Raw genomic sequence first — 12672 nt, 5'->3', positions numbered from 1 at the left:
TCTGCGCGTTCTCGACGCGCAAAGCCTGTCCCCAGGGCTTGGCCGCCCCGCCCCGTTGTCAGGCGGCGGCCTTGCGGGTATCGAACGCGCTGCTTTCGCGGCCGTAGAACTCCAGGGCCTTGACGTTGTTGCGGCCACTGCTCTTGGCCGCGTACAGCAGGCGGTCGGCCGTATCGACCAGCAGCTCCTGCGCGAAGCGCTGCTCCACCAGGGCGAAATTGACCGCGGTGACACCGAAGCTGGCGGTCACGCCGACCACGCGGCCCGGCGCCACTTCGGTGCCGGAGCCGATCAGCGCGCCGCGCATGCGTTCGGCCAGTTGCACCGCCCCGCCCATGTCCGTTTCCGGCAGCACGATCAGGAACTCTTCGCCACCATAGCGGATCACGCTGTCCACGTTTTCCCGCGTCATGGAGCGCAGCAGGTTGGCGAACGTGACCAGCACGGCGTCGCCGGCCGCGTGGCCATAGGTGTCGTTGATGGACTTGAAGTGGTCGATGTCGCAGATGACGACGGCCAGGCTCTGGCGGAAGCGGCGGGCCCGCGACAGCTCCATGTTCAGCAGCTCCTGCTGCAGGTAGCGGCGGTTGTGGCAGCCCGTCAGCGGGTCGCGTTCGGACAGGTTCTTCAGGAACGACTGCACGCGGAATTCCTCGCGCCGGATCAGCGCGTAGCGGTGCGCGGCCATGCAGCCGAAGCCGTTCGCCAGCACCAGCAGCATGATCATCGTCACCAGCTCGCTGCTGGTCAGCCGGTCCTGCCAGATCACCAGCGCGACGAACACGATCGTCGCCACGATGCCGATCGGCAGCGCGAAGGCAACCCGGTTCGGAATGTACAGGTAGACCACCAGCGCCATGATGGATATCGCCATCGCATGCCACGGCGTCTCGGCCGGCCGGTACAGCACGACCAGCATGAAGGTGCCCATGCCGATGATTTCCGTGACGCTGGCGCCCAGCCAGATCCGGCGCACCGAATGGGGATACCAGTACGTCATCGCGCAGCTCAGCAGCGCGCTGACGGCCACGGACACGCGTCCCAGCAGCAGGATCAGCGCATCGTTGCCCGGTCCCAGCGCCATCACGTCCGTGATCGCGAAGGCGACATAGAAGGTGGCGCAGAACAGCAGCGCCAGGCGCACCTGCGACTGGGTGCGGGGCAGCTGGTGACGGTTGAAATGGGACTCGATCGTACGGTCCCTGAACTCGGCGCGCAACCGCGAAATATTGAATGCCGCATCGTTGACGAGTGGTGGCAACGCGCCTCCTTGTGTTCCATCGGGCCTGCGACAGCGCAGGCAAACGGCTGATATTGTAATACTACTTAGTTGCTTTTAGTTCACTAATAATCACATCAGGGATAAATATTTTGCTGCGATGCGATAAATGCGTCACGTGGTTCGGACCAATGACCGAACCGGTCCGCTTGCGGTATCGTAGGGACGACATTTCGACGCCACGGCCGGTGGCTGGCGTCGGCGCCAGGGACAAAGCCGGCCGGGGCGGGAGGATCTTCGCGTGTGACGAACGCCCCCGCGCCAGGGACGAACGCCGCCAGGGCGCTGCTATACTGCGCCGCCATGAACCGGCCCCCTTCCCTCCCTGTCTGGCTGCGCGCACTGCTCGTCAACTTCGGCTTGTGGACCGGGCTGTGCGCGCTGGCCGGCATGACGACCTACAGCGATGCGGCCCATGACGGCGATCCTCGCGGCTACGTGGAGATGACGCTGGGCTGGTGGTACGGCTACCTGGCGATGATGGTGCAAAGCTGGCTGCTCTACCTGCTGTACCGGGGCCGGCCCGGCTGGCTCGCCACGCCGGCTCGCATCGCCGCGGGCTACGCCGTCTACATCGCGGCCTGCGCGCCGTTCGCGCTGCTGGGGCTTGCCCTGCGGCGCTGTTTCAAGTTCGGCATGGCCCCGACGCTGACCAATGTCCTGCACTACTGCGCGGCAATGGACAAGTTCGAATGGTTCGTCGTGTTCGTGCTGCTGACGCTGGCCTTCGGCACCGTCGTCGCCAGCCTGCTGTGGCGCCAGCGCCGCCGCCAGGACGCCGAACTGGCGCGGGCCAGGCTGTCGCTGGAACGCCAGCGCCTCGCCGCCCTGCGCGGCCAGCTCGAACCGCACTTCATCTTCAATACCTTGAGCGCCATCGGCGCGGTGGTGCGGACCGACGACAAGCCCGTCGCCCTGGACGGCCTGGAACGCCTGGGCAACCTGCTGCACTACGCGCTGTCGAACAGTACGCGCGACTGGATACACATGACGCAGGAGCTGGCGTTCGTGCACCACTACCTGGACCTGCAGCGCCTGCGCTTCGGCGACCGGCTGCGGGTGCGCATCGACGGCGTCGACCTGCTGGACGACGGCATCGAATGCCCGCCGATGCTGCTGCAGCCGCTGGTGGAGAACGCGCTGCGGCACGACCTCGAATGCCATGACGAGGCCAGCGACATCGCCGTCACGTTTGTGCGCGAAGGCACGCGGCTGCTGGTGCGCGTCACCAATCCGGTACGCGCACATGCGGCACCGCAGGCCGGCCTGGGCATCGGCTTGCGCGGCATCCGCGCGCGCCTGCAACTGGCGTACGGCGACGCCGCGACCCTGGTGACGGCGCACGTGGGCGGCCGCTTCGCCGCCGAATTGTCGCTGCCTTGGAACGCGGCGCAATGAGCGCGCCGCTGCGGGTACTGATCGTGGACGACGAAGCGCACGCGCGCATCAACCTGCGCCTGGCGCTGCAGGCGCTGCCTGGCTGGCAGGTGGCCGGAGAATGCGCCAGCGCGAATGCCGCCCGCGCGTTGCTGGCGACGGACAGTGCGGACATCGTGCTGCTGGACGTGCAGATGCCGGTGGAGACGGGCCTCGACCTGGCGCGCGAGCTCAGTCGCGGCGACCTGCCGCCGCTCGTCATCTTCGTCACCGCGCATCGCGGCCACGCACTGGATGCCTTCGACGTGCATGCCCTCGATTACCTCGTCAAGCCGGTCAGCGAGGAGCGCTTGCGGCAAGCGCTGGAACGCGCGGGCGCGCTGCTGCGGCAACGGGCCGCGTACACGGCCGCGCTGCGCCAGTTCGTCGCCCCGGTGCCTGGCTACTGGCGCGAAGTGACGGTGCGCTCCGTCGGCCGCATGGACCGCGTCGCGCTGGCGGACGTGCGGTGGATCGAGACGGCCGGCAATTACGTGGAGCTGCACCTGCCCGAACGGACCTTCCTGCACCGGAGCACGCTGGCGGAACTGGAGCGCTACCTGGACCCGGCCGAGTTCCTGCGCATCCACCGGCGTATTCTCGTGCGGCGCGCGCTGATGGCGAGTTTGCGGCAGGTGGCCGACGGAGGTTGTGTCCTGACGCTGGCCGACGGGGTTGAGCTGCCGGTCAGCGAGCGGTATGTGGCGGGGGCAAAGGGGGCGCTGCGGGCTTGATCCGCTTTGCGCGGAGGTGGTTGCCCTGCTCGGTGCAGGCTGCGGTGCCTTGTCTCCAATCCCCGCACTATTTCGAGAACCGGCCCGCGTGGCGAACCACTTCCAGGTAACGGTTGATCGTCGCGCGCGCTGTGTCGTCTCCCATCATGCGCTGGTACAGGTTCGACGGGAACACATCTGGCGATGCGCTGGCATGCGACGCGTCCCGGTAGCCGATGAAGTCGAAGTATACGTTTGCGATATCGGTCAGCTTGATAAACTCATGGTCGCCGGAATTGTATTCGGTAGGCACCAATAACTCGGTCGTATCCATTCGCGGACAGGCCGCCGCGAACCCGGTCGGTCCTTCGATATTTTTCGCCTTCAAGACCCTCTGGTAAACCTGCGAGTTCTTTTGATACAGCATCGCCAGGAATACCAGGAAGTGTATATGCACGGGCGTAGTTCCCAATGACAACAGGGCCGCCTCGAGGATACGAGCAACCTGGGCTTGATCGCGCAACGAAAGCTCGAATCCGATTGCGTAGTTATCGAACAGGTACGGAAGTGCCTTGGCCGAAAACGTGCCGGGCGCATACAGCGTCTCGAATCCCGTGATGAAGGTCGCTTGCGTCAAGCCGGCAACGGGCGTCATGAGCTCTTCGGCATACCTTGCGCTTACGGGCTCCGGGAGGGCGTACTCCATATCGAAAAAGCGCTTGAGATAGCGCTCCGCTGCAAAACCGGCGCCATAGACCGAGCGGACGGAATGCGCCAGTTCGGTCAGGTTGGTGGCGACTATGAAGTGCAGTCCAGGCACGCCGAACAGGTGCTTGATTCCCTCGAGCAGCCGGATCGCATAGTCAGGGCGGCAGCGATCGAGCTCGTCGATGAAGACGTACACGGGCAGGCTGACCCCTGCCTCGCTGCGCAGGTGCTCGATCAGACTGGCCAGGCGTTTTTTGAACGCGCTGATTGCCTGCTTCGTATTGTTGTGCGCCTTGAGGGTTTCTTCGACCGCCTTGTTGAGCTTTTCGCCCAAGCCCTTCGCGTCGAATTTCGCATCGTCATCCTTCGCGTCGTCCTTCCCTTTGCCGGCGGCATGAGTCCCTGCGGTAGCGCTGCCGCCATCCTTGGCAGGCGGGTTGCCCTCCGCGTCGTCATCCCGTGCATTCCATATATCGTCCAACTGCGAAGCACCGATTCCGGCCGCCTGCTTGAGCACCGCCATGCCGGTAACCTTGAGACATGGAACGAGGACGGCCTTAGCTTGCTCGTACCACGCTGCACGAAGTCGCGATGCCGGCGGCAATTTGGCGAAGGAAGGCGCAAGCCCTTTGTCCAGTTCAGCGATGAAAGCGACCAGAGGTTCCGGCGTAAAATCGTTTTCCCAGGAATTGAACGTGATGACCGGGTGGCCTGCGACTTCCATGTCCTTGCTCCAGCGCTCGAGCATGAAGCTCTTTCCCATGCCCCAATCGCCGTTCACGGCCAGAACAAATCCGGCCTCCGATGCCTTGGCGCGATAACGCGCGGCGAGGTAGCTGGTCAGGTAGACCGCCTCATCCTTGCGGCCCAGATGGTCATCTGCCCAAAGATCGACCGTTGCGGATGTGCCTGCGCTCATGTTCCCGTCCCCTGCAAAAATGATCGACCAGACACATGATAAGGGGATAATTTCATTCACACAGCCAAAAGTGACGTCTGTGCCGCTATCGGTGTGCCGGCGGCGCGGGCGTCCAATGCAAAAAGGGCCACCCGCTTGGGTGGCCCTTCTCACTTTTTTGGTGCCGCTGACCGGAATCGAACTGGTGACCTTCGCATTACGAATGCGCTGCTCTACCGACTGAGCTACAGCGGCTAAACCTTGAAACCTGTTTAACCTTGTTTCGTTTCGATCAGTGCTGCATCGAAAGAGGCCACATTTTAGCAACTGTTCTTGCGGTTGACTAGGGTCTGATGCGAAATTTTTTCAAATTATCGACGACCCCGGTGCCAGGCCGCATGAATCCTCGTGCTCGGCAGTACCGAGCAGCCGGCTTACGCGTGGTGGTAGCCCGTGACCACCGCCACCTCGTCGCGCGAGCCCAGGAAGACCGGCACGCGCTGGTGCAGTTTTTCCGGCTGGATGTCCAGGATGCGGTGCTTGCCGTCCGTTGCCATGCCGCCGGCCTGCTCGACGATGAACGCCATCGGGTTCGCTTCGTACATCAGGCGCAGCTTGCCAGGTTTGCTCGGGTCGCGGATGTCGGCCGGGTACATGAAGATGCCGCCGCGGTTCAGGATGCGGTGCACGTCCGCCACCATCGAGGCGATCCAGCGCATATTGAAATCGGTGCCGCGCGGGCCCGTGGTGCCGGCCAGCAGTTCGTTGATGTAGCGCTGCACGGGCGGATGCCAGTGACGCTGGTTCGACATGTTGATGGCGAATTCCTTGGTCTTCGCGGGAATCTGCATATTGCGCTGCGTGAGCACCCACGAACCCATCTCGCGGTCCAGCGTGAAGCAGTTGACGCCGTTACCGGTCGTCAGCACCAGCATCGTCTGCGGGCCGTACACGGCGTAGCCGGCGGCGACCTGCTTGCTGCCCGGCTGCATGAAGTCCTGCTCGGTCGGCGTCGCCATGCCTTCCGGCGCCTTCAGCACGGAGAAGATGGTGCCGATCGAGACGTTGACGTCGATGTTCGACGAGCCGTCCAGCGGATCGAACAGCAGCATGTATTCGCCCTTCGGATAGCGGTTCGGAATCTGGTGGATCGATTCCATCTCTTCCGACGCCATCGCCGCCAGGTGGCCGCCCCACTCGTTCGCCTCCAGCAGGATCTCGTTGGAGATCACGTCCAGCTTCTTCTGCACTTCACCTTGCACGTTTTCCGATTCCAGCGCGCCCAGCACGTCGCCCAGGGCGCCTTTGCCGACGGAGTGGCTGATCGTCTTGCACGCACGGGCCACCACCTCGATCAGCAGGCGCAGTTCGGCCGGGATCGTGTTGTGCTGGCGTTGTTCCTCAACGAGATGTTGAGTAAGGCTGATTCGTTTCATGAAGTCCCTTGGGTTGGAAAGTAAAAAACCGTGCGCGCGGCGCCACCGCCGGTGGCGCGCGCGTCTGTATTGATGAGCGTCAGTTGGACAGCGCCTTGCTGACGACTTCCAGCACGTCGTTGGACAGCTTCTGCGCGCCCGCCACCTTTTCCAGCGCGGCGCGCATGTGCGCCTGCAGGGCCGGGTCGTAGCGACGCCAGCGGTCCATCGTGCGGGCAAAGCGCGCCGCCACCTGCGGATTCAGGGCATTGAGCTTGATGACATGCTCGGCCCAGAATTCGTAGCCGCTGCCGTCCGGTGCGTGGAACTGCGCCGGGTTGCCGTTGCAGAAGCTGAACAGCAGGCTGCGGGCCCGGTTCGGCGTCTTCAACGTAAAGGCCGGATGCTGCATCAGCTCGCGCACGCGCGCCACGTCCGTCGTCGGGGCGTTGGCCTGGATCGCGAACCACTTGTCCACCACCAGCGCCTCGTGCTCGAACTGCTCGTAGAAGCTGCGCAGCGCCTGCTCGGCATCCGCGCCGCTGTGGATCAACGACACCAGCGCCGCGGCGCGGTCCGTCATATTGGTCGCGCCCTCGAACTGGCGGCGGGCCAGTTCGACGATGTGCGTATCCGGCGCGGCGCACAGGTAGGCCAGCGCCAGGTTCTTCAGGCCGCGCTTGCCGGCCGAGATGGCATCCGGGCTGTATGGCCCCGGCGTTTCGTTCGCCGCATACGCGTTCAACAGCTCCGCGCGCAGCACCGTGGCGATGGTCTTGCGCATGAACTGGCGCGCCGTGTGGATGGCGCGCGGATCGACCACGTCCATCTGGTCGGCCACCACGGATTCGGATGGCAGGATCAGCGCCTGCTCGCGGAATGCCGCATCCAGGCCGTCATCCAGCAGCAGCGCGCGCTGGGCCGCGATGAAGCCGTAGTCCAGCTCCAGCTCCGCGCCCTGCTGCACGGCCGCCGTCAGCTTCAACAGGCGCGTCATCGCCAGGCGCTGGCCCGCTTCCCAGCGGTTGACGGGATCGCTGTCGTGGCGGAACAGGTGCACCAGTTCGTCGTCGGTGTACGGATACTCCAGGATCACGGGAGCGGAGAAGTCGCGCAGCAGCGACGGCGTCGGCGCTTCGCGGATGCCCTCGAACCGGAAGGTCTGCTGCGCCTGGGTCAACTCCAGCACGACGGTCGTCTCGCCTTCCAGGTTCAGCGCCAGGTCGAAGCCGTCCGCGCCCAGCAGGCCGACGGCGACGGGAATGTGGAACGGCAGCTTGGTCGGCTGGCCCGGCGTGGGCGGGCAGCGCTGCGCCAGGGTCAGTTCATAGGCCTGCCCCTCGGCGTCATAACTGGTGCTGGCCGTGACGACAGGCGTACCGGCCTGGCTGTACCAGCGCTCGAACTGGTCGAGGTTGCGCCCGCTGGCCGACGCCATCGCGGCGCGGAAGTCGTCGCACGTGACGGCCTGCTCGTCATGGCGCGCGAAGTACAGGTCCATGCCTTTGCGGAAGGCCTCACGGCCCAGCAGGGTCTGATACATCCGCACCACTTCAGCGCCCTTCTCGTACACGGTGACCGTGTAGAAGTTGTTGATCTCGACGAACGAGTCGGGCCGCACCGGGTGCGCCATCGGCCCCGCATCCTCGGGGAACTGGGCCTGGCGCAATGTGCGCACCTGGTCGATGCGGGTCACGGCGCGGCCGCTGGCCGTGCCGATCATGTCGGCCGAGAATTCCTGGTCGCGGAACACCGTCAGGCCTTCCTTCAGCGACAGCTGGAACCAGTCGCGGCACGTGACGCGGTTGCCGGTCCAGTTGTGGAAGTACTCGTGGCCGACGACTGCCTCGATGCCCGCGAAGTCGACGTCCGTCGCGGTGGACGGATTGGCCAGCACGAACTTCGTGTTGAAGATGTTCAGGCCCTTGTTCTCCATCGCGCCCATGTTGAAGTCGCCCACCGCGACGATCATGAAGCGGTCCAGGTCCAGCTCCAGCCCCCAGCGCTCCTCGTCCCAGCGGATCGAGTTCTTCAGCGACTGCATCGCGTAGTCGGTCTTGTCCAGGTTGCCATCTTCCACCCACACCTGCAGCAGCACCTCGCGGCCCGACTGCAGCGTGTACGTCTCTTCCTGGCAGACCAGGCGGGCGGCCACCAGCGCGAACAGGTACGACGGCTTCTTGAACGGGTCTTCCCACTTGGCGTAGTGGCGGCCGTCCGGCAGGTCGCCTTCCTCGACCAGGTTGCCGTTCGACAGCAGCACGGGGTATTTTTCCTTGTCCGCCCGCAGCATCACGGTGTACTTCGCCATCACGTCGGGACGGTCGGGGAAGTAGGTGATGCGGCGGAAGCCTTCCGCCTCGCACTGGGTGTAGAAGCTGCCGTTCGAGACGTACAGGCCGGACAGGGTCGTATTGTCCTGCGGCACGCACGTCGTCTCGATTTCCAGCACGGCATTGAGCGGGGCGGCCTTGATGGTCAGCGTGTGCGCCCCCAGTATGTACTGGCCGGGGTTGAGTTCGGTGCCGTTCAGGCGCAGCGCGACCAGTTCGATGTCCTCGCCATGCAGGACGATGTCGCGGCTCTTGCTGTCGGGATTGTGGCGCAGCGTGACGCGGTTGGCGACGATGGTGCGCGCGGGATCGAGATCGAAGCCCAACTCCACGGTTTCCACCAGGTAGCTGGGCGGGGTGTAGTCTTTACGGTAGATCGTCTGCGGGCTGTCGGTTCTCATGGGATACGCCGGGAGGGTGGACAAAAGGTTATTTTACCAACAGCGGGGGCGGGCGACGTCCGATTCTTTTCAGCTTTCCCGGCGGCCGTAACATTCTGTAATAATCGAACGGTGGCACGGACGTGGATTTACACTGAAATCCGTAAAGAACCATTTATCTTGAGCATCACAACGTGAGCATGACAACGAAGTACGGGGGAAGATCATGAAATGCTTGGCCATCCTTGCCGCGGCGGGCGCGCTGCTGCTGACCGGGTGCGCGTCGACGATCCGCAGCGATGTCACCGTGTTCCACCAGTGGCCCGCGCAACTGCAGGAGAAATCCTATGTCTTCGGCACGCCGGCGCCGGCCGAGGACACGCTCGAATACCGCAGCTACCAGGAACTGGTGGCGGCCCAGCTGGACCGGCTGGGCTTCAACCGCGCCGGCACGCCGGGCGCCGCTAAGCTGCGCGTCGACATGTCGTTCTCGACCACCGACCGGCCCACCCGGCAGTTGCAGGTGATCGATCCGTACTGGTCGATGTCGCCGTACTGGGGCGCGTACGGCTGGCCGTACCGGGGCTATTACCCGTCGCGCTACCGCTACCGATACTTCGGCTTCCGGCCGTATTACGACCCGTGGATGTTCGGCCCGACCGAATATCGCGAAATCATCGTGCACAACTACGAGCGCAAGCTGAACGTGCAGATCGCCGACATGGCGGGCAGCAAGCTGTATGACGTCACGGTGCAGAACACCAGCCGCAGGCAGTCGACGCCGCAGGTGATGCCGCTGCTGGTGCAGAGCGCGTTCAAGGAATTCCCGGGCGAGAGCGGCAAGGCCAAGCGGGTGGAGCTGGAGCTGCAGCAGTAAGTAGATCGGGGACAGGCCGCGCGGTTTGTCCCCATGGCTGTTACTTCCCCTGCGCCTCGATCAACCGCAGGAACTCCGCCGTCCCCCACTCCACCGACCGCAACGCGATATCCGGCTGGTACACCTGCCCGTTGCCACGCGGCCGGCCCACGTACAGCTTGGTCGGCACGATCGTCCGCGCCAGGCCGCCCGGCAGGTCCTGCGAACGCACTTCCATGTACGTCGAGTCGGCCGAACTGGGCGCTCCCACCAGCCGGGTATTCGGGAACAGCTTGAACATGTCGAGTGCATCCAGGCACGCGCTGGCGCAATAGCCGGGCACGATCACGTACACGGGCCGGGTGAACGGCGGCGGGTCGCCCGGCCGGTCGGCCTGCGGATCGGCCGTCGCCCTGGCGGCGTCTTCCCGATCGATGTAATACGGCTGGCCCGCCGCCTGCGCCGCCGCGATGCCGGCGGCCCGGGCCGCCGCCCAGGCCTGCGCCTTCTTTTCGCCCTGCTGGACGAAGCGTTGCTCCAGCATGCGGAAATGCGCCAGGTTGCCAGGCGATGCACGGTACCACGTGACGGTGTTGGCGTCGTACGCATCGCGGCGGCGCTGCAAGCGCGCCTCGCCCCACAGCGCGCCGGCGAACTCCTCGCTCCACATCGATGCCCCGCCGTGGTTGCCGCGCAGGTCGATCACGATCGCGGCGGCCTGCAGGAAACGGGCGCGGTCCTGGCGCACCCGCTCCGCCATGGCGCGATAGGCCGCCCGTTCGCCGTCGTTCGGCTTGAAGGTGGGCATTGCCACCCAGAACAGGTTCGGGCGCGGCTCCGTCAGGCCCACCGGCAGCTCGGCCATGCCGACGGCGCCGCCGGACCACTCGCGCGCCTGCTCCGTGCGCGGGCGCCAGTCCAGCGCCGGTTCGGCCTGCTTGCCGTCCGTGGTCGCGAACACGCAGCGCCGCGGCACCTGGATGAACGGGTTGCCGCGGTCCACGAACAGCTCGCGCGCCGACGTCCACCATTGCCCGGCTTCGTTGCCGCGGCCCTCGAAGGCAAACACGTTGTCCTCGAGCAGGCGCTTGGCCGGCTTGCCATCGCAGGACACGATGCGCGCGCCCACGGGCGGTCCGCCCGGTTCCGATGCGTAGACATACAAGTCTTCGCGCCACGCCGCCACGAAGCCGGGCCAGCGCTGCGCGTCGGGCGCCAGCAGCTTGCCCTTGGTCGCGATGCCGGCGTGACCGTCGTTGATGCGGGCCGTGAAGCCCTGCAGTGCCGCCACGTAGCCGGGGGCATCCTTGACCTGGCGCGCCAGCGCCAGGCCGCGCTCGCGTGCGGCCTCCAGGTTCGCCAGGAAGCCGGGGTTGTGCGGATCGAGGGCGCCGGCGTGGTTGTCCAGCGTGACCTGGTAGCCGGCCGCGATGTCGCGCAAGGCGGCGTCGCGCCATGCGGCGGGCGTGGTCGGGAGATCGGGTTGTGCCTGCGCGGCGGTTGCCGTGGCGACCAGCGCAATGGCAAGCAGGCGCTTCAAGCCAACCACCTTGCACTGGCGAAGGCAATGAAGCCGACCAGCGCCACCGCCAGCAGCAGCACGACCAGCAGGCGGCCGAACTTGGGCGCGCCGTCTTCTTCGAGATTGTCGTCCATCGTCACCTCAGTGGGGCAGCAGGATCGACGAGCCCGTGGTGCGGCGTCCTTCCAGCTCCACGTGCGCGCGGGCCGCGTCCTGCAAGTGATAGCGCTGGTTGATGGCGACCTTTACTTCGCCGCTGGCCAGCACGCCGAACAGCGAGCGCGCGGTGGCCTCCAGGTCGGCCCGCGTCGCCGTGTAGTTGACCAGCGTGGGCCGCGTGAAGAACAATGAACCGCGCGCCTGCAGTTCGGCCGGTGCGAAAGCCGGTACGGGACCGGAGGCATTGCCGAAGCTGACCATCAGGCCCAGCGGTTTCAGGCAGTCGAGCGAGCCGGTAAACGTGTCCTTGCCGATCGAGTCGTACACCACCGACACCCCTTCGCCGTCCGTCAGCTCGCGCACGCGCTCGGTAAAGTTCTCCTGCGTATAGTCGATGACGTGGGTCGCGCCGTGCTCGATCGCCAGCGCCGCCTTTTCCGCCGAGCTGACGGTGCCGATCAGGTTCACCCCCAGCACTTTCGCCCACTGGCACGCGATCAGCCCGACGCCGCCGGCGGCGGCATGCCACAGCACCGTGTCGCCCGGTTTCAGGTGCGCCGTGCGGTGCAGCAGGTACTGCACCGTCATCCCCTGCAGCATGGCCGCGGCAGCCGTCTCGAAGCCGATCTGCTCGGGCAGCACGACCAGGTGCGTGGCCGGCATGTTGCGCACCTGCGCATAGGCGCCGTTCGGCCGCGCCGCATACGCCACGCGGTCGCCCAGCTTGACGTGCGTGACGCCCTCGCCCACCGCTTCGACGGTGCCGGCGCCTTCCTGCCCCACGCCGTTCGGCAGCGGCTGCGGATACAGGCCCGTGCGGAAGTAGATGTCGATGAAGTTGACGCCGATGGCTTCATGCTTCACCGTCACCTCGCCGGGGCCGGGCGGGCCCACGTCGACATCGACGTATTCCAGCACTTCCGGACCGCCCGTACGCGTCATGCGGATCGCCTTGCTCATGCTTGCCTCCGTTGTCAGTGAAACTTGTCAGTG

At 65.5% G+C, this 12672-nt stretch carries 9 protein-coding genes and 1 tRNA gene; 3 read left to right on the top strand and 7 right to left on the bottom strand.

What is annotated here, in order from left to right:
- Positions 1-58 precede the first annotated feature (58 nt).
- Positions 59-1261, bottom strand: coding sequence for a GGDEF domain-containing protein (locus PX653_RS26960; protein ID WP_277415703.1), 1203 nt, complete (start codon positions 1259-1261; stop codon positions 59-61).
- Between the two features lie 261 nt (positions 1262-1522).
- Here PX653_RS26960 and PX653_RS26955 point away from each other — a divergent pair, with 261 nt between their 5' ends.
- A complete protein-coding gene (locus PX653_RS26955; protein ID WP_277415702.1) occupies positions 1523-2677 on the top strand; it encodes a sensor histidine kinase in 1155 nt (384 codons plus the stop codon).
- On the top strand, positions 2674-3429 hold the full coding sequence (locus PX653_RS26950; protein ID WP_277415701.1) for a LytR/AlgR family response regulator transcription factor: 756 nt from the start codon (positions 2674-2676) through the stop codon (positions 3427-3429). The genes PX653_RS26955 and PX653_RS26950 overlap by 4 nt, the downstream gene beginning before the upstream one ends.
- Before the next feature lie 67 nt (positions 3430-3496).
- Here the strand turns inward: PX653_RS26950 and PX653_RS26945 are convergent, their stop codons facing one another.
- The 4 genes from PX653_RS26945 to pepN form a co-directional block, all read right to left on the bottom strand.
- Positions 3497-5035: a KAP family P-loop NTPase fold protein gene (locus tag PX653_RS26945; RefSeq protein ID WP_277415700.1), complete on the bottom strand. Its 1539-nt coding sequence runs from the start codon at positions 5033-5035 to the stop codon at positions 3497-3499.
- Between the two features lie 158 nt (positions 5036-5193).
- Positions 5194-5269: transfer RNA gene (locus PX653_RS26940), tRNA-Thr, on the bottom strand.
- A gap of 179 nt (positions 5270-5448) precedes the next feature.
- Entirely contained in the window at positions 5449-6450 is a 1002-nt protein-coding gene (locus PX653_RS26935; RefSeq protein ID WP_277415699.1) for a class 1 fructose-bisphosphatase, read from the bottom strand.
- A gap of 79 nt (positions 6451-6529) precedes the next feature.
- Positions 6530-9163: an aminopeptidase N gene (pepN, locus tag PX653_RS26930; RefSeq protein WP_277415698.1), complete on the bottom strand. Its 2634-nt coding sequence runs from the start codon at positions 9161-9163 to the stop codon at positions 6530-6532.
- A 205-nt stretch (positions 9164-9368) separates the two neighbouring features.
- On the opposite strand from pepN, the gene PX653_RS26925 reads away from it, so the two are divergent.
- A complete protein-coding gene (locus PX653_RS26925; protein WP_277415697.1) occupies positions 9369-10019 on the top strand; it encodes a DUF4136 domain-containing protein in 651 nt (216 codons plus the stop codon).
- 40 nt (positions 10020-10059) lie between these two features.
- On the opposite strand, the gene PX653_RS26920 is transcribed toward PX653_RS26925, so the two are convergent.
- Positions 10060-11547 carry a S41 family peptidase gene (locus PX653_RS26920; RefSeq protein WP_371876391.1) on the bottom strand — a complete coding sequence of 496 codons (1488 nt, stop codon included), beginning with the start codon at positions 11545-11547 and terminating at the stop codon, positions 10060-10062.
- A 114-nt stretch (positions 11548-11661) separates the two neighbouring features.
- Complete coding sequence (locus PX653_RS26915) at positions 11662-12639, bottom strand: quinone oxidoreductase family protein (RefSeq protein WP_277415695.1); 978 nt, start codon at positions 12637-12639, stop codon at positions 11662-11664.
- Positions 12640-12672 lie beyond the last annotated feature (33 nt).

The organism is Pseudoduganella chitinolytica (genome assembly GCF_029028125.1).
GTDB classification, from domain to species: Bacteria; Pseudomonadota; Gammaproteobacteria; order Burkholderiales; family Burkholderiaceae_D; genus Rugamonas; species Rugamonas chitinolytica.
The sequence above is the reverse complement of the archived record's forward strand: the minus strand, read 5'-3'. Positions and strand labels throughout refer to the sequence as shown.

Excerpts from the sequence above, each read along its gene's own strand:
- PX653_RS26945 (WP_277415700.1), bottom strand. The coding sequence starts at position 5,035 with ATGAGCGCAGGCACATCCGCAACGGTCGATCTTTGGGCAGATGACCAT.
- pepN (WP_277415698.1), bottom strand. The coding sequence starts at position 9,163 with ATGAGAACCGACAGCCCGCAGACGATCTACCGTAAAGACTACACCCCG.
- PX653_RS26935 (WP_277415699.1), bottom strand. The coding sequence starts at position 6,450 with ATGAAACGAATCAGCCTTACTCAACATCTCGTTGAGGAACAACGCCAG.
- PX653_RS26925 (WP_277415697.1), top strand. The coding sequence starts at position 9,369 with ATGAAATGCTTGGCCATCCTTGCCGCGGCGGGCGCGCTGCTGCTGACC.
- PX653_RS26950 (WP_277415701.1), top strand. The coding sequence starts at position 2,674 with ATGAGCGCGCCGCTGCGGGTACTGATCGTGGACGACGAAGCGCACGCG.
- PX653_RS26915 (WP_277415695.1), bottom strand. The coding sequence starts at position 12,639 with ATGAGCAAGGCGATCCGCATGACGCGTACGGGCGGTCCGGAAGTGCTG.